The 24,803-nt window shown below is 66.8% G+C and carries 20 protein-coding genes and 1 pseudogene; 9 read left to right on the forward strand and 12 right to left on the reverse strand.

The window, feature by feature from the left end; genetic code table 11:
* Window positions 1–7 precede the first annotated feature (7 nt).
* From CBI38_RS26900 to CBI38_RS26910, 3 genes are read right to left on the reverse strand one after another with little or no spacing between them, the layout of a single operon-like run.
* Entirely contained in the window at window positions 8–421 is a 414-nt protein-coding gene (locus tag CBI38_RS26900; protein ID WP_204164829.1) for a DUF4247 domain-containing protein, read from the reverse strand.
* The gene (locus tag CBI38_RS26905; protein WP_109333723.1) at window positions 418–924 is read right to left on the reverse strand and encodes a DUF2617 family protein; all 507 of its coding nucleotides are present in this window, start codon (window positions 922–924) and stop codon (window positions 418–420) included. Before CBI38_RS26905 ends, CBI38_RS26900 begins: the two co-directional genes overlap by 4 nt.
* Complete coding sequence (locus CBI38_RS26910) at window positions 921–1,517, reverse strand: DUF4178 domain-containing protein (RefSeq protein ID WP_109333725.1); 597 nt, start codon at window positions 1,515–1,517, stop codon at window positions 921–923. Before CBI38_RS26910 ends, CBI38_RS26905 begins: the two co-directional genes overlap by 4 nt.
* Before the next feature lie 197 nt (window positions 1,518–1,714).
* On the opposite strand from CBI38_RS26910, the gene CBI38_RS26915 reads away from it, so the two are divergent.
* From CBI38_RS26915 to CBI38_RS26925, 3 genes are read left to right on the forward strand one after another with little or no spacing between them, the layout of a single operon-like run.
* The gene (locus CBI38_RS26915; protein ID WP_109333727.1) at window positions 1,715–2,362 is read left to right on the forward strand and encodes an isochorismatase family protein; all 648 of its coding nucleotides are present in this window, start codon (window positions 1,715–1,717) and stop codon (window positions 2,360–2,362) included.
* A gap of 58 nt (window positions 2,363–2,420) precedes the next feature.
* The gene (locus CBI38_RS26920; protein ID WP_109333729.1) at window positions 2,421–9,473 is read left to right on the forward strand and encodes an amino acid adenylation domain-containing protein; all 7,053 of its coding nucleotides are present in this window, start codon (window positions 2,421–2,423) and stop codon (window positions 9,471–9,473) included.
* Window positions 9,470–10,534, forward strand: coding sequence for an iron-siderophore ABC transporter substrate-binding protein (locus CBI38_RS26925; RefSeq protein ID WP_109333730.1), 1,065 nt, complete (start codon window positions 9,470–9,472; stop codon window positions 10,532–10,534). The genes CBI38_RS26920 and CBI38_RS26925 overlap by 4 nt, the downstream gene beginning before the upstream one ends.
* A gap of 13 nt (window positions 10,535–10,547) precedes the next feature.
* On the opposite strand, the gene entS is transcribed toward CBI38_RS26925, so the two are convergent.
* Window positions 10,548–11,807: an enterobactin transporter EntS gene (gene entS / locus CBI38_RS26930; RefSeq protein WP_109335392.1), complete on the reverse strand. Its 1,260-nt coding sequence runs from the start codon at window positions 11,805–11,807 to the stop codon at window positions 10,548–10,550.
* A gap of 152 nt (window positions 11,808–11,959) precedes the next feature.
* Between entS and CBI38_RS26935 the strand changes: the two genes are divergently transcribed.
* From CBI38_RS26935 to CBI38_RS26945, 3 genes are all read left to right on the forward strand, one after another.
* The gene (locus tag CBI38_RS26935) at window positions 11,960–12,202 is read left to right on the forward strand and encodes a phosphopantetheine-binding protein (RefSeq protein WP_109333732.1); all 243 of its coding nucleotides are present in this window, start codon (window positions 11,960–11,962) and stop codon (window positions 12,200–12,202) included.
* On the forward strand, window positions 12,199–13,035 hold the full coding sequence (locus tag CBI38_RS26940) for a siderophore-interacting protein (RefSeq protein ID WP_109333734.1): 837 nt from the start codon (window positions 12,199–12,201) through the stop codon (window positions 13,033–13,035). Before CBI38_RS26935 ends, CBI38_RS26940 begins: the two co-directional genes overlap by 4 nt.
* 61 nt (window positions 13,036–13,096) lie before the next feature.
* Window positions 13,097–14,440, forward strand: a complete 1,344-nt coding sequence (locus tag CBI38_RS26945) for a YhgE/Pip domain-containing protein (protein WP_109333736.1) — start codon at window positions 13,097–13,099, stop codon at window positions 14,438–14,440.
* Window position 14,441: 1 nt separating this feature from the next.
* Here CBI38_RS26945 and CBI38_RS26950 read toward each other — a convergent pair whose 3' ends face one another.
* Window positions 14,442–14,651, reverse strand: a complete 210-nt coding sequence (locus tag CBI38_RS26950) for a hypothetical protein (protein WP_109333738.1) — start codon at window positions 14,649–14,651, stop codon at window positions 14,442–14,444.
* Window positions 14,652–14,769: 118 nt separating this feature from the next.
* Between CBI38_RS26950 and CBI38_RS26955 the strand changes: the two genes are divergently transcribed.
* Together CBI38_RS26955 and CBI38_RS26960 are read left to right on the forward strand one after the other, a co-directional pair.
* A complete protein-coding gene (locus CBI38_RS26955; RefSeq protein ID WP_109333740.1) occupies window positions 14,770–16,314 on the forward strand; it encodes a bifunctional 3'-5' exonuclease/DNA polymerase in 1,545 nt (514 codons plus the stop codon).
* A gap of 82 nt (window positions 16,315–16,396) precedes the next feature.
* Window positions 16,397–18,625 (forward strand): MMPL family transporter, encoded by a 2,229-nt coding sequence (locus tag CBI38_RS26960; RefSeq protein ID WP_109333742.1) that lies wholly within the window; start codon window positions 16,397–16,399, stop codon window positions 18,623–18,625.
* An 18-nt stretch (window positions 18,626–18,643) separates the two neighbouring features.
* Here CBI38_RS26960 and CBI38_RS26965 read toward each other — a convergent pair whose 3' ends face one another.
* Genes CBI38_RS26965 through CBI38_RS26980 form a run of 4 tightly spaced genes read right to left on the reverse strand, consistent with a single transcriptional unit; the run spans window position 18,644 to window position 21,106 of the window.
* On the reverse strand, window positions 18,644–19,498 hold the full coding sequence (locus tag CBI38_RS26965; protein WP_109333744.1) for a DNA-3-methyladenine glycosylase family protein: 855 nt from the start codon (window positions 19,496–19,498) through the stop codon (window positions 18,644–18,646).
* Complete coding sequence (locus tag CBI38_RS26970; RefSeq protein WP_109333746.1) at window positions 19,495–20,100, reverse strand: methylated-DNA--[protein]-cysteine S-methyltransferase; 606 nt, start codon at window positions 20,098–20,100, stop codon at window positions 19,495–19,497. Before CBI38_RS26970 ends, CBI38_RS26965 begins: the two co-directional genes overlap by 4 nt.
* Window positions 20,097–20,603 carry an RNA polymerase sigma factor gene (locus CBI38_RS26975; RefSeq protein WP_109333748.1) on the reverse strand — a complete coding sequence of 169 codons (507 nt, stop codon included), beginning with the start codon at window positions 20,601–20,603 and terminating at the stop codon, window positions 20,097–20,099. Before CBI38_RS26975 ends, CBI38_RS26970 begins: the two co-directional genes overlap by 4 nt.
* Window positions 20,594–21,106, reverse strand: a complete 513-nt coding sequence (locus CBI38_RS26980; protein WP_109333750.1) for a methylated-DNA--[protein]-cysteine S-methyltransferase — start codon at window positions 21,104–21,106, stop codon at window positions 20,594–20,596. Before CBI38_RS26980 ends, CBI38_RS26975 begins: the two co-directional genes overlap by 10 nt.
* A 137-nt stretch (window positions 21,107–21,243) precedes the next feature.
* Between CBI38_RS26980 and CBI38_RS26985 the strand changes: the two genes are divergently transcribed.
* A complete protein-coding gene (locus CBI38_RS26985) occupies window positions 21,244–21,798 on the forward strand; it encodes a ribulose 1,5-bisphosphate carboxylase large subunit (RefSeq protein WP_109333752.1) in 555 nt (184 codons plus the stop codon).
* 7 nt (window positions 21,799–21,805) lie between these two features.
* Here CBI38_RS26985 and CBI38_RS26990 read toward each other — a convergent pair whose 3' ends face one another.
* From CBI38_RS26990 to CBI38_RS27000, 3 genes and pseudogenes are all read right to left on the reverse strand, one after another.
* Window positions 21,806–22,543 (reverse strand): SDR family NAD(P)-dependent oxidoreductase, encoded by a 738-nt coding sequence (locus CBI38_RS26990; protein WP_109333754.1) that lies wholly within the window; start codon window positions 22,541–22,543, stop codon window positions 21,806–21,808.
* Window positions 22,540–23,566: pseudogene (locus CBI38_RS26995) on the reverse strand (phosphotransferase family protein). The gene CBI38_RS26990 and the pseudogene CBI38_RS26995 overlap by 4 nt, the downstream one beginning before the upstream one ends.
* Window positions 23,563–24,774: an acyl-CoA dehydrogenase family protein gene (locus tag CBI38_RS27000; protein ID WP_109333756.1), complete on the reverse strand. Its 1,212-nt coding sequence runs from the start codon at window positions 24,772–24,774 to the stop codon at window positions 23,563–23,565. The pseudogene CBI38_RS26995 and the gene CBI38_RS27000 overlap by 4 nt, the downstream one beginning before the upstream one ends.
* Between the last annotated feature and the right edge of the window lie 29 nt (window positions 24,775–24,803).

Genomic DNA, 24,803 nt, shown 5'->3' on the forward strand with positions numbered 1-24,803 from the left:
TCGATGGTCATTTGGCATCGCCGGATCCGCCACTGCCGCCCGCGCCGCCGGCCGGTGAGCCGGGGTTGAATCCGGGCCCCAGGTAGGCGAATCCACCGCTTCGGTATCGGCCGTCGATGTCTTCGACGCGGATGAGGCTGCCACCGCCCGGAGCCCCGCTGACGGTGACGATGTCGTCGTCGTAGCGCAGGTACTCGCTGCCACCGTCGGCTTTGCGGGCGGCCGGGGCTTCTTCGCTGACGATTTTCGACACCGTGGTCCCGATGGGGTCCTTGGACGTGTACGTCCGGGCGTCGCCGGAGGTGTTCTGAAGCGTGTACGTGTCTCCGATGAAGTCGCGGATGTTGCCGCCGCAGGCGGTGAGCGCCAGCATCACGAGTAGGAGCGGGGCGATCAGCGCCCGCCTGGCGTTGCGTGTCATGGCTGCCACCTGCTTCGCGTCTCCACGATTACCCCGTCCTTCTCGCCCGGATACAGGTGCCAGGTCTGCCAGGCCCACCCGCCCGCGTGCCCGGACTGTGCGGTCAGGGCCGTCAACGCGGTGGGGTCGCCGGGGAACGATCCGCAGATCCACCCGTCCGCCTCGGTGGCCTGACGGCGCAGCCAGTCGGCGGTCTCTTCGAGGTGGACGCGGTCGACTGTCCGGGTGTCGGACGTGAAGTGGTATCCACTCGCCCTCTCGGACACGGGCAGCGGCTGCCCGCCGGCCCGCACCGCATCACACGACACCTGCTCGGTGATGTGGTGGCCGCCGAGAGAGGCTTTGACCGCGTGTGACGCACCGAGCACACCGAGGACGACGGAGTCGTTGCCGTTCACGACGGTGAGTTGTGCCAACGGAACCGGGATTTCGGCGTTCACGACGAGACCGAGTGCGCGGGCCGTCACATCCCGTGACTCGATGTCCAGGATGTGCAACGTCATTGCGGTGGACCCGAGTGGATAACGGTGAGCTCACTGCGGGTGACTGCTCGGCCTGTGGATACCTCCCACGACTGCGTCCGAGCCCAGCGCTCGAACGACAGCAGTCCGGTCTTGTCGGCGGTCTCGTAGTCCGCGTAGTCGACGATGCCGCTGGGCGCAGTCCCGGTAGTGCCTTCCGCGGTGAACGAGGCAGTACCACGCTCGATCTGCCGGTGCACCCGGTCGTCGAGGATAACGTCACCGTTCGGCTCGAGTCCGGTGCCTTCACGCCGCATCCACAGCGTCATCTCGAGGTTGCCCTCGTCGTTCTCGACGGTCAGCCACCGCTGCCCGGTCGAGCCGTCGAGCAGGTGTTCGTGCCAGATGTATCCCTCTTCGTCGAGGGTGATCGTGCCGCGCACCACGTGGTCGATGCCTGCGTACGTGATGATGTCGCCGACACCGATCTTGTACGGGTCGTACACCTCGGGGTAGTCGGCGAGCGGATCGACGCGGGCTGGGGGCGCAGACTTCTTGCCTGTCCGGCTCCGCAGAATCAGCACGATGCCGACGATCACGACAACGATCAGCAGCAACAACAGCAGCTTGGTCAACGGTCTCTCCTGGCTCGGCGGCTCCGGCACGTGAGGCCCGTGACCGGCCCCCACCGGTGTGTCACCTTACTGTGCGACGCCTCCTCCGGTCTTCCCCGAGCGCAGAACGTACCGATTGCACAAGCGATGTAACAAAGGTTAGCCTAACCGAATGTTCGAGGGGTTCTTCCAAGGCTCGACCGACAGTGAGGGAATACATGGCCATCCCGCCGATTGCGACGTACCCGATTCCGGATGTTTCCGAAGTACCCGAATCGAAAGTCTCCTGGCGTCTCGACCCTCGACGGTCCGCACTGCTCATCCACGACATGCAGAACTACTTCATCGACGCCTACGACGTGCACTCGGAGCCGATGTCGACCGCGCTCGCCAACATGATCCGCATCCGCGAAGCCTGCTCGCTCGCAGGGATTCCCGTCGTCTACACGATGCAACCGGGCGACCAGCACCCCTCACGACGTGGCATTCTCGCCGATTTCTGGGGCCCCGGACTTTCGTCGGGCCGCGACACCGAGGTGATCGAACCGCTGGCACCACGCGCCGGCGACATCCAGGTGACGAAGTGGCGGTATTCGGCATTTCAGCGCACCGACCTCCGGCAGCTGCTGGGCCACCACGGTCGTGATCAGCTGATCGTCACCGGCGTATACACGCACATGGGGTGCATGCTCAGCGCGGCCGAGGCTTTCATGTCGGATGTCCAACCCTTCCTCGTTTCCGACGCGACCGCGGATTTCAGTCGTGAAGAACATCTGATGGCATTGACGTACGCGTCCAAGCGATGCGGCTCGGTGCTCACCACCGACGCCCTGGTATCCGCGCTCGCCCCCCTCGAAGTCGGCTGACCACCGCAGAGGTCGCAAGCCGGAAGCCCACGCCGACAAATACCAGGAGCACCGTCAGATGTCCCTCTCGATATCGTCGCCGTCCGCCGCGGAAACTGCGGAGGGCACTACAGCACTGTGCCTGACCGCTGCTCAATATGAGTTGTGGTCCGGGCATCAGCTCGACGAGACCGGATCGGCCTACACCACAGCCGAGTACGTCGACATCGACGGAACCGTGGACATCGGGGCGCTGACGAAGGCCGTACGCACGCTGATCGACGAGGCCGAGGTGTTATCGGTTCGGTTCGACGCCGAGCCGGATGCCGAACCCGTCGACGTACTGCAGCTGCACGATCGCAGTCCCGAGGTCGAGACCTTGGAGCTGAGCCGGGACGCCGCCCTCGAGTGGATGCGGGCGGATGTCCGCCGACCGCTCGACCTCCTCTCGGCCGGTCCGCTGGTGCGCACTGCCGTCATCCGCGTGGACACCGGTGCCCTCTGGTATCTGCGGGCCCCACACGTTCTTCTCGACGCGTACGGTTATTCACTTCTCACGCGCCGGGTGGCCGCCCTCTACACCGCTTTCCACCAGGGCACCGATCCACGGCCCGCCCGTTTTCCCACACTGCGGGATCACGTCGAGCAGGCCCGGCAACTCGACTCCGCACTGCCCGAACCGGAGCCACGAGCAAGCACTTCCGTCACCTTCACCGACACCACCCGCCGCCCGACTGCGGATCCGCACCGCGTCGCACTCATACTCGGGCCGGACGTGTCGACCGGCTTGCGCGCCTCCGCCTCCGCGCACAGCGCCACGTGGGCGGACGCGGTCTACGCTGCGGCCGCCGGCTACCTCGCCGCCCACACCGGCGCCGACGAGGTGACTCTCCGGATCCCGGTGCTAGCCCGCACAGGCGTGGAACTCACCTCGCCGGTCACCGCGACGAACGTCGTGCCGCTCCGCGTCTCACTCGGCGGACACCCCACCTTCGGCGACGTGATCACCCGGACGACGGCCCAGCTGACGAAAGCGCGCCCGTTCCAGCGGGTCCGGAGCACCCATCGGAGTGCAGGCGGCGGGCCTGTGGTCAACGTCAAACCCTTCGACGCGGCTCTACGTTTCGGTCCGTCGGGCGGTGTGATCCATCAGGTGGCCACCGGGCCGGTCGATGACGTGGTGATCTCGGTGACCGGCGCAGGCGACCACCTCACCCTCGAATGGGCCGGAAATCCAGTGGTGTACAGCGCAGACGAGATGCGGGTCCACCTGCAGCGGTTCGCGCAGTACCTCGAGCGAATCTCGTCCGCGCCCGGACCGGTAGCGACCGTAGACCTCTGCGCCGACGACGAGTGGGCGCTGTGGCAGTCGTCGGCCGGACTGCACCGGACTCAGCAGCCCGATGCCGATGCCGATGCCGAAACCATCGTCTCCTCCTTCCTTACGCAGGCGGGCCGTCACGCGGATCGTCGAGCGGTGAACGAGCTGACCTACCGGGAACTCGCTTGCTGCAGTGGAATTCTCGCGCGCCGACTTCAGGACGCAGGCGCCGGCCGCGGCACCGTGGTGGCCGTCAGCCTCCCGAGGGGCACCGAACTGATCGTCGCGATCCTCGCTGTCCTGCGGTGCGGTGCGACCTACCTGCCCATCGATCCCTCGTCACCGGCAGAACGCGTCCGCTTCATCCTCGAAGACGCCGAACCGACTCTGGCTATCGGCTCCACCGCAGTGCTGGGCCACCTACCCCGCATCGACCACCACGTCGCCGAGACCGCACCGTCGGCCTCCCCGGACAGTACGGTTCGCGCCGACGACATCGCGTACATCATCTACACGTCCGGCTCCACCGGTGTGCCCAAAGGAGTTCCCATCCCGCACCGCAACGTGATGCGCCTGTTCGCGGCGTCCCGTGAGTGGTTCACCTTCACCGCCGACGACTGCTGGCCACTGCTGCACTCGTATGCCTTCGACTTCTCCGTGTGGGAGATGTGGGGAGCCCTGCTCTACGGCGGGCGGCTCGTCACCGTCCCGGAGGATGTCGTCACCTCGCCCGCGGACCTCGCGGAGCTGTTGGTCGACGAAGGTGTCACCGTGCTGAACCAGACACCGTCGGCCTTCGGCCATCTGGTAGATGCACTCGACTCCGAAGGTGCGCGGGAGCGACTTCGCCTGCGCTACGTCGTCTTCGGCGGGGAGGCACTCGATCCTGCCGTTCTGCGTTCCTGGTTCGCCGCGGGCTCGCCTGGTGACACCGAACTGATCAACATGTACGGAATCACCGAGACCACCGTGCATGTCACGGCAGCTCGGGTCACCACTCCCGATTCCGTCGACATCGGGGTCCCCCTCGGCGATCTGCGCACCTACGTCCTCGGACCGGGGCTGCGTCCGGTACCGCCGGGCATCACCGGAGAAATCTATGTGTCGGGGCCCGGTGTGTCACCGGGATATCTCGGCCGTCGCGGGCTGACCGCAAGCAGGTTCGTCGCCGACCCGTTCGTGCCGGGCGGGCAACGGATGTACCGCACAGGCGATCTCGCGCGCTACGACGCCAGCGGTTCCCTCGACTACCGCGGCCGGATCGACGACCAGATCCAATTGCGTGGGTACCGCGTCGAACTCGGCGAGATCACGGCCGCGATGACCGCGGTGTCCGGGGTGCGTGCCGCCGTCGCCACCGTGTATGCACCGAAGTCCGGGGACGACAGGATCGTCGGGTATGTCGTGCCCGAACCCGGGACCGATCCGGACGACATCGAGGACGCGGTGCGGGGGCACCTGATACGCACGCTCCCGGGGTACATGACACCGTCCACGCTGATGCTTCTCGATCGGTTGCCGCTGACGTCCCACGGCAAGGTCGACAAAGCTGCACTGCCGGTTCCGCGCTGGCGTGGGGCATCCGCCGACGGTCCCCTCACGGACACCGAACACCGCATCCTTCCCCTGTTCACCGCTGTGCTCGGGGCCGAGCAGATCGGCATTCACGACGACTTCTTCACTCTGGGCGGCAGCTCCCTGCTGGCGGCCGCCCTGGTGTCGTCGATCAGTGCGGAACTCGGTGTCGCGCTGCGTGTCGCGACAATCTTCGACAATCCCACCGTGGCCGCAGTGGCCGCGCGCGTCGACGAGACCGGGAGAACGGGCACCGCCTCCGGCCCCCGGTCCCGGAAAATCCCCGAGGGCACGGCTGTGCCATTGTCTCCTGCCCAGGAACGGCTCTGGTTCCTCGACAGCGCCGCGGGCGGCGGAACCTACCTCCTCGGCCTGGCAGTGGACTTCGACGTCGCACCGGATCCCGACGCTCTCGCCCTTGCATTCACGGACGTCGTCACCAGGCATCAGTCGCTGCGTACGGTCTTTCCCCTCGTCGACTCCGTTCCGCAGCAGGTGGTGTTGCCCGCCGAGCAGTCGAAGGTCCGCCTCGAACGGGTCGGCAACATCGGCAACATCGAAGCCCACGTCTCGGCAATGACCACGGTGGGCCTCGGACTGGCCGAGCAACCACCGCTGCGTGCCGTCCTGTACGAACCGCAGCACACCCTCGTCCTGTTGATTCATCACATCATCGGGGACGAGTGGTCGCAGTCGAAACTGCTCGGCGACCTGGCCTTCGCCTACAACGCCCGCCGCGCCGGCCGCCCGCCGGTGTTCGAACCTCTCCCCCTGCAGTATCCGGATGTCGCGGTCTGGCAGCGCGAACGTGCCTCCGGCGGCCGGCTCGACTACTGGGAGAAGCAACTCGCAGGGCTCCCGCTGGAACTCGGCTGGCGCACGGACCGGCCGCGCCCAGCGCTGCCGACCCATCGCGGTGCCAGCGTGCACCGCACCTTGCCGCCGTCGCTGCACGCCGCGATCGAAGCGCTCGCGGCGGAGCGGCGCGCCAGTTTCTTCATGATCGTCCACGCCGCAGTCGCGGTGCTGCTGGAGCGACTCGGTGCCGGTGAAGACATCGCACTGGGCGTCCCCGTAGCCGGCCGCAGCCACCCCGACCTCGACGGCATGGTGGGCTGCTTCGTCAACACCGTCGTCCTTCGCACCGATGTGTCGGGGGCTCCCACATTCGACGAGCTGCTCGACCGCGTGCGGAGGGTCGACCTCGAGGCGGTCGACCACTCCGACGTCCCTTTCAACCGCATCGTCGAACTGGTCAACCCACCACGGTCCAGCGCCCGCCATCCGCTCTTCCAGGTGATGCTGTCGCACTGGAAGGACGACGGTTCACTGCAGCGGTTCGACGGCGCGGAATCGTCGGTGCGGATGCTCGACGCCACGTCCGCGAAATTCGACCTGTCACTTCGCTTCCAGGAACACGCCGGTCAGGGTGGGGTCGACGTGACCATCGAGTACTCCACCGAACTGTTCGACGACGCGACCGTCGATTCGCTGGCCGATCGCCTCGCCGTGGTGATCGAGCGACTCGTTGCAGGTCATGACGAATCCATCGCAAGACTCGACATCCTCACCGACGTCGAGCGTGCGCAGGTGCTCGGCACGTGGTCACACCGGGGCCACAGCATCGAGGCCCGCACGTTCGACGAGTACTTCTCCGCGCAGGTGGCCCGCACGCCGGACGCCGAGGCTCTCGCCGTGGGAGGCGGTGTCCGGCCGGCGACGTCCCTTTCGTACGGCGAGCTCGACGCGCGTGCGAATATGCTTGCACGGCTGTTGATTGCGCGTGGTGCCGGACCGGGAGACGTGGTCGCCCTCGCGCTCGACCGATCAGCCGAGTTGATCGTCGCCGTTCTCGCCGTGCTGAAGAGCGGTGCCGCCTACCTACCGATCGACCCCACGTATCCGGCGGACCGGATCGCGCACATGCTCGCCGACGGCTCCCCGGTCGCCGTCGTCACCTCGTCCGTCGGGGTACCGGATCGCAGCGCGCTGGGCACCGGCGTTCCGCTGATCGACCTGGACGACCCCGAGGTTGGGACGCTTCTGTCCGCGCACCCCGCCGTACCTGTCACGGACCGTGATCGCACCCGACCACTGCGACTCGATGACGCGGCGTACCTGATCTATACGTCCGGTTCGACGGGTGTGCCGAAGGGCGTCGTGGTTCCGCATCGCGGTATCGCGGACCTGTTGTCGTTGCAGTCGGACGTGATCGGGATGGACTCCACGACCCGGGCACTGCACTTCTCCTCGATCAGTTTCGATCTCGCGTTCTGGCAGATCATGTGGGGACTGCTGTCGGGCGGAACCCTGGTGGTCGCCACGGACGCAGACCGTGTCCCGGGTGAACCGCTCGCGCGCGTCATCCGCGACCACCGCGTGAACTTCGTGGGTGTCCCCCCATCTTTCGCGGCCGCGTTCCCGCCCGAGCACTCGATCCCCGACGGAGTCGATCTCATGCTCGGTGCCGAGAAACTCCCTGCCCAGCTGATCGAGCGGTATGCGCCCGGCCGGCGGCTTTTCAACGCCTACGGTCCCACCGAGTGCACGGTCAATGCCACGCTGGCCCTGGTGCGGCCGGGACACGAGGGCCCGGTACCGATCGGCGTCATCGATCCGGGTAAGCATGCGTACGTATTGGATTCGGGATTGCGGCCGGTGCCACCCGGGGTCTCCGGTGAGCTGTACCTTGCCGGAGCCAGCGTCACCCAGGGCTATCGTCACCAGAGCACCAAGACCGCCGAACGATTCGTCGCCGACCCGTTCGGAGACCCCGGCACCCGCATGTACCGGACATCGGACGTGGTGTGGTGGGGCCGGGACGGGCAGATCTACTTCACCGGCCGCGCCGACACGCAGGTCAAGGTGCGGGGGTTCCGCATCGAACTCAACGAGATCGAGTCGGTGCTCGCCGGCGACCCGGACGTCGAGCACGTCGTAGTCGTGGTGCGTGAGGACCGGCCCGGTGATCAACGCCTGGTCGCGTATGCCACGTCCGTTCCCGGCGGCCGCATCGACCCCGACCAACTGCACCGCCGTGCCGCCAGCCGACTGCCCGACTACATGATTCCCGCGGCATTCATTGCGGTCGAGGAGTTTCCGACCCTCCCGAACGGCAAGCTCGACCAATCGTCGTTACCCGTCCCGCACCTGTCGTTGCAGGTGTCCGAGCGCGGTCCGCGCACGGCACGCGAGGAAGTACTGTGCCAGTTGTTCGCCGAGGCGCTCGGTCTCGAGCGAGTCGGTATCGACGACAGCTTCTTCGACCTCGGTGGCCACTCGCTGATGGCCGCGGGGCTGATGAGTGAAGTCTCGAAGCGACTGTCCGTGACCGCGACGGTGGCGTCATTGTTCGCCGCGCCGACCGTCGCGCAACTTGCAGGCCGCCTCGACGACGATTCCGACGCCGACGCGCTCGCCGTCCTGCTGCCGTTCCGCACCGAGGGCTCCCGGCCGCCCGTGTTCTGCTTCCACCCTGCAGGCGGGATCAGCTGGGGGTATTCGGGACTGCTGCGGCACATCGACTCCGACTACCCGCTGTACGGGGTGCAGGCGTCGAACCTGTCGACCTCGTCCCGCCCACCCGAGTCCCTTCAGGACATGGCCGCCGAGTACCTCGAGCACATGCGCGCGGTGCAACCGACCGGGCCGTACCACCTCCTCGGCTGGTCGCTCGGCGGTGTGGTGGCACACGCCATCGCGGGCGCGCTCCAGGAGCAGGGTGACGAGCTGGGCATGCTGGTGATGCTCGACTCCTTCCCTTCCGACGCCTGGGCGTCCATGCCGACGGAGCAGGACGCGCTGGCCGCACTGCTGTACATGGTCGGGTACGACCCGGAACCGCTTCTCGCGGAGGGACTGACGAGGCAGCAGGTGATCGACATCCTCCGGGGCGAGGGCAGCGCTCTCGCCGGCATCAACGAGCACACCCCCGCTGCGATGATCGACAACTTCGCCAACGCCGTGCGCCTCGAGTCCGAGCCCTCGCAGATCGTCGTCGATTCCGACCTGCTCTTCTTCACGGCGGCACGCAATCCCGCCACTGCGGCCACGCACCGACTCTGGGAGCCCTTCGTGAACGGAACGATCGTCAATCACGACCTCGACTGTGAGCACAAGGACATGACCCAACCCCGCTGGATCGGGGAGGTCGGCACGGTGGTGAACGAGGCACTGGCCGCGTTCGGCTCACGCACCCCACACACCCATCAAGTAAGAGAACAGGGAGATCGATGACAACGTCCGGAAGATATTGGCACAGAGCCGGGATCGTGATGCTCGCGGCAACCGCTCTGCTGGCCGGTGCCTGCAGCGAGTCGACGTTCGACTCGAACGACTCGGCGGCTTTCGCCACCGGACAGGCCGATGCGTCGGCCTTCCCGGTGTCGATTTCGTCGGCACTGGGCACCGCCGAGATCACGGAAGCCCCCGAGCGTGTGATCACGCTCGGCTGGGGCAGCGAAGATGCCGCACTCTCGCTCGGCGTCGTTCCCGTCGCCGTCCAGAACATGAAGTCCGATACCGGAACCGATGACGGCCTCCTGCCGTGGTCACGCGCACGCCTCGAGGAACTCGACCCGAACGCCGAGCCCACCCTGCTGACGGCGTCGAGCAAGGAGATGCCGTACGAGCAGATTGCATCGCTAGATCCCGATGTCATCCTCGCCGTGCACTCGGGACTGAACCAGGAGCAGTTCGACAAGCTGTCGGCCATCGCGCCCACGGTGGCATATCCGGAACGACGCTGGGCGACCAGCTGGGAAGACCAGATCACCACCGTCGGAAAGGCTCTCGGACGGTCCGCGCAGGCCGAGGAACTGGTCACGAAGACGCAGGAGACGCTGGCCGAGCAGAAGTCGCAGCATCCCGAGTTCGCCGGCAAGACGGTGGCGTTCGGTAGCGGCACCGAGCCGGGCTCGTACAACTTCTATTTCGACACCGATCCGCGGCTGAAGATGCTCGTCAGTCTCGGGTTCACCGTCGACCCGCTCGCGCAGCAGCTTCGGGAGGACAGCGATCAGACCAAGTTCGCAGCTCCGGTCAGCCTCGAACTGCTGCCCACGTACAACCCGGATGTTCTCCTCGCGTGGTATCTGTCGCCGGAACTGCAGAACGAGGTGCAGTCGAACCCGCTGTTCGCCGGTCTGAAGTCGGTGCGCACCAACTCCTACATCGGCCTGACCGACCCGCCGCTGGTGTTCGCGTCGAGCTCACCGAACGTCCTGAGCATGCCGTGGCTGCTCGACAAGCTGGTTCCGCAGCTCTCGCAGGCCGCGAACAACGTCTCGACCAGCTAGTTCCCCCACAGCGTCACTGTGCCGCCGCCGAGAGGTCTTCGGCGGCGGCACTGCTGTAGGTGCGCAGTCCCTTCAGGACGAGCGCCAGGACGGCGAGCACGGCGATGCCGCCGGCGCCGTAGAGCAGGAACGCTTCCCGCGGACCGACTGCGGCACCGACGGCACCGGCGACGAGTGCTCCCGCTGCCGAACCGGTGGAGATCTGCGCCCCCCACACACCGGCGACGCGGCCCCGGTATTCCTCCGGCGTCTCGGTCTGGATCACGGCGTAGCGCAGGATGTCGCCGACTACCCGCCCGAATCCGTGTGCGGCCAGGCCGAGGAACGTGACGGCGAACATCGGCACGGCGCCCACGCCCACCAGGCCTCCCGCTGCGATCATCGCGGCCAAGAACACTACGAGTCCGCCTCGACGGGCCGTCCCGGTCCAGCCGCTGGTGAGCGATCCGGTGAGCGCGCCCACGGCGGGGGCGCTGTAGAGGAAGCCGGTTGCGGCGGGACCGGTGTGGAGCACCTCGCTCGCATAGGCGGGCAGCAGAACGTTCCATCCCGTCAGCATCATCGCGCAGATGCCCACGAGCAGAGTGCCGCCCACCACGGAATCCTTGGCGGCGTAGGTGAACCCGCTGGCGATCGAACGCAGGGGGCCCTCGGTGTTCTTGACAGGTGGTGGCAGCGAAGGCAACCGGGCGATGCAGTAGGCCGTGATCGCCGAGGAGACAGCGGCGAGCACGTAATTGGTGCCCACCGACGTGGTCGCGATGATCACGCCGCCGATCGCCGGCGACGCGACGGTGCCGAGGTCGGCCATGACCGTCATCAGTGCCCCAGCGGCCGCCATCTTGTCCTTCGGCAGCAGCGACGGGATCACGGCCATCAGAGCCGTCGACGAGATCCCGCCTGCCAGTCCCTCGATCACGCCACACAGGTAGATCACCCACAGCTGCGGCGTCGGCAGAAACGCGTTGACCGCCAGGATCGCGAAAGCGATACCCGCACTGGCTCGCGCGAGGGCGATCACGGGTCGCCGGTCGTACCTGTCCGCGATCACTCCACCGAACAACGTTCCGATGAACACCGACGACCCCACGACGATGCTGGCCGCGCCGACCGAGAGTGTGGAACCGGTCATGTCGTACACCTGGAGCGGCACCGCCACGAGCAGCAGGCCCAGTCCGAAGATCGAAATGGTACGGGCAACGAAGATGTACCGGAATTCGCGACTCGTCCGTAGCGGTGTCAAGTCGATTGCGTACCTCGAGAATCCAGCCATCGTCATCCATTCACACTCGGTCGCAGCAGTTCGCTATTCCCGCTCGCGGAAGCGACGAACTATGCTTAGGCTTCACTAACCCAGCAACCTACCCCATGTCGCCGAAGACGCTCAACGAGTCGAGTTCCGAGCGACGAACCGGAGGGAAACCCGTGAGCTCTGCCCCGAAGACCGCACTCAGCCGGAACCGGATTCGCGAGGACGTCGCCGACGTGCTCGGCGTTCCGGTGACCGAACTGGACGATTCGGCGAACCTCCTCGACGAGGGCATGGACTCGGTGCGCGTCATGGCGCTGGTGGAGCGGTGGCGGACGGCCGGCGCCTCCGTCGATCTCGTGGACCTCGTCGGCGAGCCGACCCTCGACGCCTGGTTCGACGTCACTGCGGCCCGATGAGCGCGCCCCGCCTCCCACTTGTTCTGCAGGTCGCCGACATTCGCCCGGTCACCCCACGGATGACGTGCGTCCGGTTCGCCGGGACGGAGGTACTCGACTACGCCGCGGGATCGTGTGTACCCAACATCAAGTTGTGCTTTCCGCATCCCGTGCACGGACTGCTACTCCCTGATCCCGACGTGAGCGGCCGCTACCAGTGGCCGGAGCCCGAGGGACGGCAACTGGTACGCACGTACACGGTGCGGCGGCTCAGCCGGGAGAACGCCGAACTGGACGTGCATTTCGTCGACCACGGCGATGACGGTGTCGCTGCAGAGTGGCTCCGGAGCGCCGCGCCCGGTGATCGGCTGGGTGTGCTCGGCGGCGGCGGTAAATCGATCCGTCCCGCGCAGTGGTACCTGCTGGCGGGCGACGAGTCGGCACTTCCCGCCATCGCGGCCATCCTCGAGGACCTGCCCGCCGATGCGTCGGGACGGGTGCTGATCGACGTCGCCGACGAGCACGAGCGCCAGGATCTACGTCATCCAGCCGGAGTCGAGGTGGAATGGCTGTACCGCCGCGGCGGTGCCAGTCGCCTCGCCGACACGGTCCGTGCCGCTGTCCTGCCCGCCGACCGGTCCACGGTGTTCGCGTGGGTGGGTGCCGAATCCGCTACGGTCCGCGAACTCCGCCGATACCTGCGCACCGAGGTCGGGCTCGATCGGTCCCAGGTGCTGCTCATCGGGTACTGGCACCGCGGCATGTCCGAATCGGCGTACAAGGCGGCCGCCGACAACGACCGTGACCCGGCCGAGTCCTCGAGTCGACCCGGCATTTCCCGGACGACCGCCTAGGCTTGACCCGGCTGGTCGGGTGCGGGTCGACCGGTGTCGACACGGGAGGACGCGAGGGGCAATGGCACACGAGACGAGCGGGTCCGGCAAGACGAGCGTGCTTCGGACACCACGCTTCTGGATCGCACCACTGTTGCTGGTGTCGATCGTCATGTCGCTGTTGGCCGCGCTGTACATGGGCGGCATGCTCGACCCCACCAAGAATCTCGACCATTTCCCGATAGCGCTGGTCAACCAGGACGAGGGTGACACGCTGCCCGGCTCGACTCCGCCCCAGCAGCAGAACCTCGGCGACCAGATCGAGGCGGGGCTGATCGAGGGTGTCGACCCCGAGAAGGTGGAACTCCGGCGAATCGGAATCGCCGAGGCGCAGTCGAAACTCGACAACGGTGACCTCTACGGTGCCATCGTCATTCCGAGCGACTTCACGAAACGCACGTTCATCCTGGCTCAGGCGAGTGTGATTCCCGGTGACGTGGAGCGGCCCGTCATCACCATCTACACCAATCCGCGGGCAGGAACGATCAGCGCGAATCTGGTGTCGAACATCGGTCAGATGGCGATGGACAAAGCCAATCAGACGATGGGCGAGCAACTCACCGCCCAGGTGACGCAGCAACTCGCGGCTACCGCACCCGATGCCCAGCTGTCGGGTGCCAGCCGGCTCGTCCTCACCGACCCCATCGACGTCCGGACCGTCGCCCACAACCCGCTGCCCGAAGGCACCGGATACGGTCTGGCGGCGTTCTACTACGCCCTGCTCCTCGTCCTTGCGGGATTCACCGGCGCCACCATCGCGAGCACTCTCGTCGACGGCATGCTGGGATTCACCCCCACGGAGGTCGGGCCGCTGTACCTGCACAACGAGGCAGTGCCGATTTCGCGTTTCAACACCTTGCTGGTCAAGTGGGCCCTCATGACACTGCTCGCGGGAATCGTTTCCGGGCTGTACTTGTGGATCAGCTCGGCCCTGGGGCTGCCGATCACCGACCCGCTGGCCCTGTGGGAGTACGGCGCTTTCGCCATCGCCGCTGTGGGTATCACGGCAATGTCGGTGATGGCCGCGTTCGGCAATCTCGGACTGCTCATCAATCTGATGATCTTCGTCGTCCTCGCGCTGCCCTCCTCGGGAGGAACCATCCCACTCGAGGCTGCACCACGGTTGTACACCTGGCTCGGCGAATTCGAGCCGATGCACCAGATCTACATCGGGGTGCGCGCCATCCTGTTCTTCGGCGCGAAGGGCGACGCAGGACTCATCCATGCAGTGTGGATGACCGCCGGAGGTCTGCTCATCGGCCTGATCTTCGGGGCCGTCGTCACCCGTTTCTACGACCGTAAGGGACTGCATCGCCGGCACAAGGCACCGAACGCACTCGAAACGGTGGACGTGGCCGGAGCGTAGATCAGGCGGACGAACTCGACCAATACGTTCCGAACTGTTCGTACCAGGGATGCGGGGCCGGCGCGGCCGCCAGGATCCTTTCGACGAACTGATCGGGATCGCCGAGTTCGGACACTCTGACTCCCCGAGCCTTGTAGTCGGCGAATGTGGAGTGGAGTCCGGCGATCACCTTGTCGGTGACCGACCGCTCGAACTCCTCGATGGTTGCCATCGGATGCGCCTCCTTCCGGCGAGAAGCATCTTGCCCCAGTGTACTGCCCTACCTGCGGGTTTCCTCGCTGCCGACGGGGGCGTCCCGGCCTGTCGGAGGCGGGGAGCAGACTGGGCCCGTGAGAGTGGTGATGGTTCCGGACGCCGATGGTGGTGCGACGACGATCCGCACCGATCCGGCCGGAGTTCCGCTCGAGTCGCCACGACATCACTCCAACGCCGCGGGTGCGGTGCGCGACATCGAAGCCGCCGGTCATCCCCGCTGGATCTGGACCGGCACCGCGGCCGTCTACCCTTCGTTGCTGCGGGCCGGAATACGGGTGGGGCGTTGTCACGACCTCGCCCTCACCCACGCGATCCTGAGCATGCGCGACGGGGTTCCGGCGCCACCCGCCGAGGAACCGCTCACCGACGATCGTCTCGGTCTGTTCGACACCACACCGGTCGCCGATCCTGAACAGGTGGTCGCCGACTTCGCTGCACAACGGAAGACGATCGGCACCGATTCCCGGCTGGATCTTCTGGTGGCGGCGGAGTCGGCGGGCGCGCTCGCCGCCGCGGAAATGGGCTTCGACGGATTACCCTTCTCGGCTCCCGCCCACGAGGCGTTCCTCGAAGCCGCACTGGGACCACGCCCGGTGGGGTACGACCTTCCCCAGCGCATCCAGACAGTGTCCGGCGAGATCGGTGCGGCGTTCGGCCGCAGCATCAACCCGGCGTCCCATGTGGAGGTAGTCGACGCCTTCCGCCGCGAAGGCATCGAACTGGTGTCGACGCGCAAGCATCTGCTGCGCGAGATCGACCATCCCGCCGTGCCCCTCCTCCTGCGTCACCGTGACCTGTCGAAGTTGTTCAGCACCAACGGCTGGCAGTGGCTCGACAGCTGGGTCCGCGACAACCGCTTCCGGCCGGTCTACGTGCCCGGTGGTGTGGTATCCGGCCGCTGGGCGAGTCGTGGTGGCGGGGCGCTGCAGATTCCGAAGCCGCTCCGGTCGAGCGTGATCGCCGACCCGGGTCACACCTTCGTCATCGCCGACGCCGGTCAGCTGGAGCCCCGCATTCTGGCGGCCATGTCGGGAGACCCGCGCATGGTGGCTGCGGCGGGCGCGGATGACCTGTATGCCCCGGTAGCCGCAGAGACGTTCGACGGTGACCGCGCCAAGGCCAAGGTGGCGATCCTCGGTGTTCTGTACGGTGCCACGGCGGGTGAGGCCCGTTCGCTACTCACCCTGCTGCGCACACGTTTCCCTGTCGCAGTCGAGTACGTGGAGAAGGCTGCCCGGGCAGGCGAACGGGGTGAGGTGGTGCGTTCGTGGCTCGGCCGGGCCTGCCCACCGCCCGCATCCGATTTCTGGTCACACGGTGACGCCCGTTCGCGTGGGCGGTTCACGCGCAATTTCGTCGTGCAGGCCACCGCCGCCGAATGGGCGCTCTGTGTGCTGGCCGATCTGCGACGCCGGCTCGCCGACGATTCCGACAGCGAGCTCGTCTTCTTCCAGCACGACGAGGTGATGGTGCACACCCGGAACCCGGAGACGGCTACCCGGCACGTTCTCGGAGCCGTCGACGTGGCCACCCGCCTGCTCTTCGGGGACACCCGGGTGCGGTTCCCCATGGACGTGGCAGTGCGGGACTGCTACGGCGAGAGTTCTATCGAGTCCTGACCACACCAATTTCCGGTGTCGCCGACGGGCCACGCGTGGTGTACTGGGACCCATTGCTGGTGGGGGCGGCGAAGGAGAACCCATGACCAAGTTGGATTCGACGGGCGCGAGCACAAGCGGTGAGGCGCCGCGCAAATTCCGCTGGCCCGCGTTCACCATCGTGGCCATCGCGATCATCGCCTTCTTCGCGGGGGGATTCGGTGGGTCGTTCCAGGGAAAGCTGACCGAGGTTCAGAAGAACGACAACGCCGCCTACCTGTCGAGTACCGCAGAGTCGACCGTCGTCACCAACGAGTCGTCGAAGTTCCTCACAGTGGAGACGATTCCCGGCTTCGTACTGTTTCACCGCGACTCGGCACTCACCGATCAGGACAAGGCTGCCATCGCGCAGGCCGGCGAGGACATTGCCGCCGTCGAGGGCGTCGATGCGGAGGGGATGTCGCAACCCCAGTACTCCGAGGACGGCACCACGGCGTCGATTTTCGTTCCCCTCGTCGCAAAGGAGAACGGCACTGCCGTCGCCGGTGACGTGCTCGCCACCACGGAACAGGATGTGCTCACCGCAGCCGAGAACGCGGCCGTCGGGCTCGAGGTGCTCCCCGCGGGGCCCGGCGGTCTACTCGTGGCCTTCATCGATGCGTTCGCCGGGCTCGACGGCGCCCTACTCGGTGCCGCCCTGCTCGTCGTCGTCCTGATCCTGCTGGTGGTGTATCGATCCCCGGTGCTGTGGTTCTTCCCGCTGTTCTCGGCGCTACTCGCCCTGGGCCTGGCGTCGATGGTGATCTACTTCCTCGCGAAGGCGGAGGTGCTCACGCTCACCGGTCAGAGCCAAGGCATTCTCTTCGTCCTGGTCATCGGTGCGGGCACCGACTATGCCCTGCTCCTGATCTCTCGGTATCGAGAGGAGCTCCATTTCTATCCCAGCCGGTTCGACGCGATGGCCAAGGCCTGGCGGGAGTCGGCTCCCGCCATCACGGCGTCCGCGGTCACCGTCATCCTGGGCCTGCTGTGCCTGACTTTCTCGGAGCTCAATTCCAACAAGAGCCTCGGTCCCGTTGCTGCCATCGGCATCGCCTGCACGTATCTGGTGATGATGAGCTTCCTGCCGGTGGCTCTGGCCACCGCCGGTCGGTGGGTGTTCTGGCCACGCAAGCCTCGGGTGGACGAGGCAGCGGATCTCACCACGCACGGTCTGTGGGGCAAGATCGCCGCCCAGGTCGGCAGCAAGGACCGGCCGTTCTGGATCGGTACGACAGTGCTGTTGGCCGCACTGTTCCTGGTGGGCATCGGCAGTTTGAAGACGGAGGGGCTGACGTCCTCCGAGAGCTTCACAAACCGCCCGGACGCCGTCGTCGGGCAGGAACTCTACGACTCCAAGTTCGATCCGGGCGCCGGCGCGCCGGCCGTCATCCTGACCAACGCCGCCCAGACGCAGGCGGTCATCGACGCGGTCAGCGCTGTCGACGGGGTATCGAAGGAGCCCGGCGCCGTGTGTCCACAGGTCGACGTGGCGAAGCTGTCCGCACTGGTCAAGGCGAACCCCGAGGCGGTGGCGTCAGCCGCAGCAGGACAGACGGGCTGCCCGCCCGACTTCCTCACCGCGGCGCCGATCGACGGTCGCATGGTGGTCAACGCGACTCTCGCCGACTCGTACGATTCCCCGGAGGCCCTGGCGACCGTGGAGCGACTACGTGAGACGGTGCACGCAATTCCCGGCGCCGACGGCTTGGTCGGTGGAGGCACCGCAACCACCCTCGACGTGCAGACGGCGTCTGTGCACGACCGGAACCTGATCATCCCCATCGTGCTCGTCGTGATCTTCCTGGTGCTGGCCGTGCTCCTGCGCGCACTGCTGGCACCGGTCATCCTCATCGCCACGGTGGTGTTGTCCTTCGCCGCGACTCTGGGCGTGTGCGGATTCTTCTTCACGCACGTGTTCCACTTCGCCAACGCCGATCCGGCGTTCCCGCTGTTCGCCTTCGTGTTCCTCGTGGCACTGGGCATCGACTACAACATCTTCCTGATGACCCGTGTGCGCGAGGAAACCCAGGAGCACGGCACACGGTCGGGCGTGTTGCGCGGACTGGCGGTCACCGGTGGCGTGATCACGTCGGCCGGTGTCGTCCTCGCAGCAACGTTCGCGGTGCTGGGTGTGCTACCTCTGGTGTTCCTCGCCGAGGTCGGTTTCGCGGTGGCCTTCGGCGTGCTCCTCGACACGATCATCGTGCGCAGCATCCTCGTTCCCGCCCTCTCACACGACATCGGCAAGAAGATCTGGTGGCCGTCCGATTTGGCACAGGCAAAGGACTAGGGTGTTGAAAACGAAGGGCTAGAACGCCTCTGCAGTCCAGAGGTGGAAGAGGGCATACGCACGCCACGGCCGCCACGCCTCGGCGAGAGCGGCAGCTTCGCTGCCCTTACCCACGCCGAGTGCCCGCCTGAGAACGAGGTCGTCGGCAGGAAACGCGTCCGGGTCGCCGAGCACTCGCACCGTCAGATAGTCCGCCGTCCACGGTCCGATTCCGGGCAGCGCGAGTACACCGGCCCGGAACTTCGCCGGTTCGGTGTCGGCGTCGAGCCGCAACCCGTCCGCGGCGGCGTGCGCAAGCGCATGCACAGTGCGTGCCCGGGCGCCGGTCACACCGATCGCGGAACGCAACTCCTCCGGCGATCGATCGGCCAGTACCTCGGGTGCGGGAAACGCACGGAACTCGCCGTGCACCGGTCGCCCGTAGGCAGCGACCAACCGGGCACCGAACGTCCGCGCTGCGGCGAGCGACACCTGCTGGCCCAGCACGGTAAGGACTGCGGTCTCGAAGCCGTCGACGCTGCCCAGCCGGCGGAGTCCCGGCCGCAAGGTCACCAGCGAAGCGAGTTCCGGGTGCCGGACGAGTGCGGCGTCGATGACCAGCGGGTCTGCGTCCAAATCGAGCCAGCGGCGCACGATATCGGTCAACTCCCCGATATCGGCGGAATGTGCCGGGACGATGTGGGTCTCGACATGCCGTTTCTCGGGGCGGACGACAACGGTCACCAGGGCGGGTCCGTGCGCGGCGTTCACCACGCGTGTGTGGGCGCCGGTGTCGGGATCGTGCCGCTCGAGACCGGCGATGGTGTGGGCTCGCAGTGCACTCCACAGCGGAGCGTGGGTGAAGGGGTCGCGGTAGGGCAGGAGAACCCTCACGCTGCGGCTTCCAACGTCAGTAGCAGGGACTTCGCTGCGGCCCCGCCCACGTACTGGCCGAGGCTGCCGTCGCTGCGCACCACTCGGTGGCAAGGCACCACCACTGGCAGAGGGTTTGTCGCGCAGGCGGTTCCGACGGCCCGCACGGCGCGGGGACTGCCCGCAGCGGCCGCGACGGTGGCGTAGCTCCACGTCTGGCCGTAGTGGATCTCGGGTAGGTGGGTGAGCACCTCCCGCCGGAAGCCCTTGGCCAGGCGGAAGTCGAGCGGGACGTCGAACGACGTGCGTTCCCCCCGGAAGTACTCCTCGAGTTCGCGGGCCACCGCGTCCAGCCGGGCCGGCGCGCGGAGTATCCGGGGACTGATGTGCTCGGCGAGTCTCTGCAACACGGCATCGTGGCCCTCGCCGGCGAAGGCGACACGCACCAGGCCACGGTCGGTCGCGGCCAGGAGCAGCGAACCGACAGGACTGTCCACGGTCCGGTACGCGACGTCGAGGAGTCCGGCGTCGTCGGCGGCGGCGGCGAGCCGGGTGCGGAGTCGTCGTTCGACATCGGAATCCGATACCGACAAGGCGTCGATGATGTCCGGAATGGTGTTCATCCTCTTTCTCCACTCACTCTTTCTCCCAGCATCGAGATCGAGCGGGACCTACGCAGGGCCGCAATACCGTCGGCCGCGGCGCGTCTGGCAGCGTCCGGCGAGTTGCCGAGAATCACCGCGATGTCGGCGTAGGGCAATCCTGCCAAGTAGCGGTAGGCCACGGCTGCGCGTTGTTTCATGGGCAAGGCACCCACCGCCTCCCACAATTCGGGGTCGCCGCTTCCGGGCAGCCCGCGGTCGGTGGTCTGCTCGGGAACGTGATCCGTGGGAACGGCCCGGCGTTCCCGGGCCCGAATGTGATCGAGCGCCTTGCGGTGCGCGATGGTCACGAGCCAGGCCTCGACGTTACTTTCAGGCCGCAGATCGGGATACGCGCGCATGGCGGCGAGAAACGTGTCCGACCAGGCGTCTTCGGCGTCGACCGGGCCGACCACCGCCCGGCAGACCCGCAACACCGTGGGGCCGTGCTCGGCCACGATCTGCTCGAACGGAATCAGGCCCATCGGCTCAGCCGGATTCCCGCCCGTTCCGCTTCGCGGGTCAGCAGGAAACGCTTGCGGTCGAGCCCTCCCGCATACCCCGTGAGGCTGCCGTCGGTTCCGACGACCCGGTGGCACGGAACGATGATGCTGATGGGATTCTTGCCGTTCGCCGCGGCCACCGCCCGGATGGCCGTGGGACTCCCGAGCGCCGCCGCCAATTCCCGGTACGTCCACGTCTGCCCGTACGGGATGGTCCGCAGCGTGTCCCATACCCGCTGTTGAAACGGTGTGCCGCGGGCGGCGAGAGGCAGCGTGAACTCGGTGCGTCCACCGTCGAAGTACTCGGTGAGTTGTGTCGCGGCAGCCTCGAAACCCCCGTCGCCGCGTTCACCGAAAGTCGCGACATCGGGCTGATGCCGATGTTCGGCCATGTAGATGCCGCTGAGAACCCCGTCCACGCTGACCAGCGTGAGGGGACCGATCGGGGAATCGATGACGGTGTGTGCTGCTCGTTCGGCATTCACGGGAACAATCCTTCCAGGTGTGCTGACCTCTGACAGGTAGACGCCTGGTAACGCCGAAACGTGAGATCACCCCGATGCCCCATTCTCGCGGGGCCGTCGTGAGACGGCCCCGCGAGGGCATCAGGCAGGATGTGGGAATGGCTCTCGCATTCCCCAGCCCCGACGACCTCGTGCGCACCGCCACGGGTATGGCCCGCTGGTCGATGGACACCGCTGGTTTCGCTGCCTCACTCCCCGATCGAGTCGCCGCGCTGCTCGACCGAGTGGAGGTGCTCATCACCCGGATCGAGACAATCAGCGAACGCGCCGAAATGGCCGTCGCCAAGGCGAACGAGGTAGCCGACCGAGCCGCGACCGTGGTCACCTCGAGCACGGAGGTGTCCACCTCGGCTCAGACCCTGATCGGCCTGTACGAGCCGCTCGCAACCAAGGCGGCGCCGATGGCGGCACGGTTCGTCGACGACCTGTCGGAGGACGAGATTCATGCGGCGATCGGGTTGGTGAATCATCTTCCCGAGCTGACACTGCGTATGGAGGGGTTGCTGCCCATCCTCGCCAGCCTCGACACGGTGTCCCCGGAGATTCACCTGCTCCTCGAGGAAGTGCAGGGTGTGCGTCAGGCGATCCAGGGCGTTCCCGGCTTCAGATTCTTCCGTAAGCGCGGCGAAGCGAAAGAGGACGACGAGGTCTGACGTCTACTCAAGCCCGGTACCCGTCCGTTCCCGCGCGCCCGACGACGATCTTGGGCACCACCGCGCGGGACGACAGTCGCAGCAGCGCATCGACCAGTTCGACGATGTCGTTTACCTCGATCATCGACTCCGGCGGAATCTTGTCGTGGGTCCACGCGGACATGTCGGTGTCGACGAACGCGGGAGCCAGGGCGGTAGCGGACACTCCGTTGCCCGACTCCTCCACGTTCAGTGTCTCGACCAGTGACATCAGGGCGGCTTTGGTGGCCCCGTAGACGGCCAGTCCCGCTTCGGCGTAGACGCCGGTGATCGAGGCCAAGGCGATGACCTTGGCGCCTTTCGCCGGATTCTCGGTCGCGGCGGTCCGGAGCATCGGCAGCGCCTGTTGCAGCAAGCTGAACGGGGCCCGCAGATTCACATCGACGCTCTTGGTGAAGCGGCGCATCGGAAACTCGCCGATCGGCCCGGCCGTCCCCACACCTGCGTTGAGCACCAACGCATTCAGTGAACCGAAGGTGTCGGCATGCGCGGTTACCACGCGGCCGGCGGAGGCTTCATCGGCGAGGTCGCCGGCCACGACGACCACCTCTTTCGCGCCGGCCGCGCGCAGCTCGGCTGCCACGACCTCGAGACGCTCGGCGTCACGAGCACTGAGGGTCAGCCCGTAGCCCGCTTCGGCGAGGCGGGTGGCGATACCGCGACCGATTCCGCGCGATGCTCCCGTGATCAGTGCAGACCTGCTCATGCGGACTTCCCCTTCAGTGCGCGCAGTCCGGCGTCGACGAGCGCGGGCACCGCCTCACCAGCCTTGTCGAATCCCTCGGCCGCCGTGGCACCCGCGCGGTACCGGTGGTGGATGCCCTGGGCAATGACGGCCAGTTTGAAATTGGCCAATGCCAGGTAGAAGTTCCAATTCTTCAGTTCGCGACCGGACGCCACGGTGTACCGCTGGGCCAGATCGTCGGCGGACGGCATCCGCGGACTCGTCCACGCCGCTGCTTCACCGAGCACGAGGTCGAAGGCGGGCGCGCGATAGACGCACATCAACGCGACGTCGGTGAGAGGGTCGCCGAGAGTCGAGAGTTCCCAGTCCACTACCGCCGCAACCTTGGTCACGTCTGCCGCCGACAGGATGGTGTTGTCGATCCGGTAGTCGCCGTGCACGATCGACGACTCCGACCGGTCGGGCACGGATTCCGCGAGAGCAGCGTGCAGACGATCGACGTCGGCCGAATCCTCGGTCTTGACCCTGGCCCACTGGCCCGCCCACAGCTTCACCTGCCGGGCGACGTATCCGTCGGGGCGCCCGAACTCTCCCAGGCCGACGGCCTGATAGTCCACGTTGTGCAGGTCACCGATCACCCGGACCAATTCGTCCACACAGGAGTCGATTTCGTTGTCGGACAGTACATCGAACTCCGACTGGGTGCGGATCACCTGTCCCGTGACGTGTTCGACGACGGTGAAGGGGGGCCCCCATCACGCTGTTGTCCTCACACAGCGCCACCGTGGCTGCGACGGGAACGCTCGTGCCCTGCAGCGCCGACGTGACCCGGTATTCGCGGGCCACGTCGTGCGCGGACGGTGTGAGCCCCGCGGTGGGCGGCCTTCGCAGCACCCACCGCGAGGAGTCGTCGAAAATTGTGTAGGTGAGGTTGGACTTTCCGCCGGAGATCAGTTCGGCCCGCAGTTCGCCGTCGAGCGAAACCTGCGACTCCGTCAGGAACTTCTCCAGGGCAACGAGGTCGAGCCCGCGATGCTCGGTCATGCCCCCGCCTCCCGCGCCGCTTTCTTCGCGGCACCGATGACGCGCTTGGCGATCGCCCAGCGATGTACCTCGGACGGGCCGTCGTACACCCGGAACGGACGCACCTCACGGGAGAGCCGTGCGAGCGGCAGATCGCCGGACACACCGAGACCACCACACATCTGGATCGAGCGGTCGACGATCCGGAAGATCGCCTCTGCGGCATAGGTCTTGGCGATGGACGTGGCGTTGCTCGCGTGCCCGCCCTGATCGAGTTCCCAGCACGCCTGTGTCAGCAACGCACGAGTAGCGGCAATGTCGATCTCGTTGTCCGCGACCATCTTCTGGACCATGCCCAGATCGCCCAGCTTGCCGCCGAACCCTTCACGCCGAGCGACGTGGGCCACCGCGACATCGTGACCGCGCCGCGCCGCACCGAGCCAGCGCATGACGTGCGTCATCCGGGCCGGGCCGAGCCGCACCTGCGCGTAGGCGAATCCCTCGTCCACCTCACCGAGCACACCGCTGTCGGGTATGAAGAGATCGTCGAAGAACACCTCGCAGTGGCCTCCGATCATCGCCCGGTCGAGCGTGTCGATGTGCCGGCCCACTTTCAGACCGGGCACGTCGGCTGGGGTGAGGAACATGGTGGCGCCGCCGCGATCGCCGGGCTGCCCCGACGTGCGCGCGAAAATGATGAAGAATCCGGCACCGTCGGCACCGGTGATGAAGTACTTGTGCCCGTTGATCTTCCACCCGCCGGGCACCTTCTCGGCCCTCGTGGTCAATGCCGACGGATCGGACCCGGCGCCCGGGGAGGGCTCGGTCATGGCGAAAGCCGACCGCACGTCACCGTGGGCAAGGGGAGCGAGGAACTGCTCCTTCTGCTCCGCACTGGCGATGTGCGCGAGCATGTGGACGTTGCCCTCGTCGGGCGCGCCGATGTTGAGGGCGATCGGGCCGAACAACGAGTAACCGGCTTCCTCGAAGACCGGGGCCCGGTCCGTCATGTTCAACCCGTGTCCGCCGTATTCGACGGGAGCGTGCGGGGCGAAGACACCGGCCTCCTTGGCGGCCTTCTGCAGCTCGACCCGCAGGGTGTCGCCACCTGCCGCGGTGATGTCGCCGCCGTGTTCGTCCTCGACAGGCAGCACCACCTCACGGGTGAACGCCCTGGTCTTCTCGACCAGCGCCGTCACCTCCGGCGCATAGGTCAGATCGATCGCCACCACTACCTCCAGTCAATACGAACACCCGG

Origin of the sequence: Rhodococcus oxybenzonivorans, assembly GCF_003130705.1 — a bacterium.
GTDB lineage: Bacteria > Actinomycetota > Actinomycetes > Mycobacteriales > Mycobacteriaceae > Rhodococcus_F > Rhodococcus_F oxybenzonivorans.

What these genes read in the sequence shown, in the direction of transcription:
- CBI38_RS26900 (WP_204164829.1), bottom strand. Translation starts at nt 421, where the DNA reads ATGACACGCAACGCCAGGCGGGCGCTGATCGCCCCGCTCCTACTCGTG.
- CBI38_RS26905 (WP_109333723.1), bottom strand. Translation starts at nt 924, where the DNA reads ATGACGTTGCACATCCTGGACATCGAGTCACGGGATGTGACGGCCCGC.
- CBI38_RS26915 (WP_109333727.1), top strand. Translation starts at nt 1,715, where the DNA reads ATGGCCATCCCGCCGATTGCGACGTACCCGATTCCGGATGTTTCCGAA.
- CBI38_RS26920 (WP_109333729.1), top strand. Translation starts at nt 2,421, where the DNA reads ATGTCCCTCTCGATATCGTCGCCGTCCGCCGCGGAAACTGCGGAGGGC.
- CBI38_RS26925 (WP_109333730.1), top strand. Translation starts at nt 9,470, where the DNA reads ATGACAACGTCCGGAAGATATTGGCACAGAGCCGGGATCGTGATGCTC.
- entS (WP_109335392.1), bottom strand. Translation starts at nt 11,807, where the DNA reads ATGGCTGGATTCTCGAGGTACGCAATCGACTTGACACCGCTACGGACG.
- CBI38_RS26940 (WP_109333734.1), top strand. Translation starts at nt 12,199, where the DNA reads ATGAGCGCGCCCCGCCTCCCACTTGTTCTGCAGGTCGCCGACATTCGC.
- CBI38_RS26945 (WP_109333736.1), top strand. Translation starts at nt 13,097, where the DNA reads ATGGCACACGAGACGAGCGGGTCCGGCAAGACGAGCGTGCTTCGGACA.
- CBI38_RS26950 (WP_109333738.1), bottom strand. Translation starts at nt 14,651, where the DNA reads ATGGCAACCATCGAGGAGTTCGAGCGGTCGGTCACCGACAAGGTGATC.
- CBI38_RS26960 (WP_109333742.1), top strand. Translation starts at nt 16,397, where the DNA reads ATGACCAAGTTGGATTCGACGGGCGCGAGCACAAGCGGTGAGGCGCCG.
- CBI38_RS26970 (WP_109333746.1), bottom strand. Translation starts at nt 20,100, where the DNA reads ATGAACACCATTCCGGACATCATCGACGCCTTGTCGGTATCGGATTCC.
- CBI38_RS26975 (WP_109333748.1), bottom strand. Translation starts at nt 20,603, where the DNA reads ATGGGCCTGATTCCGTTCGAGCAGATCGTGGCCGAGCACGGCCCCACG.
- CBI38_RS26985 (WP_109333752.1), top strand. Translation starts at nt 21,244, where the DNA reads ATGGCTCTCGCATTCCCCAGCCCCGACGACCTCGTGCGCACCGCCACG.
- CBI38_RS26990 (WP_109333754.1), bottom strand. Translation starts at nt 22,543, where the DNA reads ATGAGCAGGTCTGCACTGATCACGGGAGCATCGCGCGGAATCGGTCGC.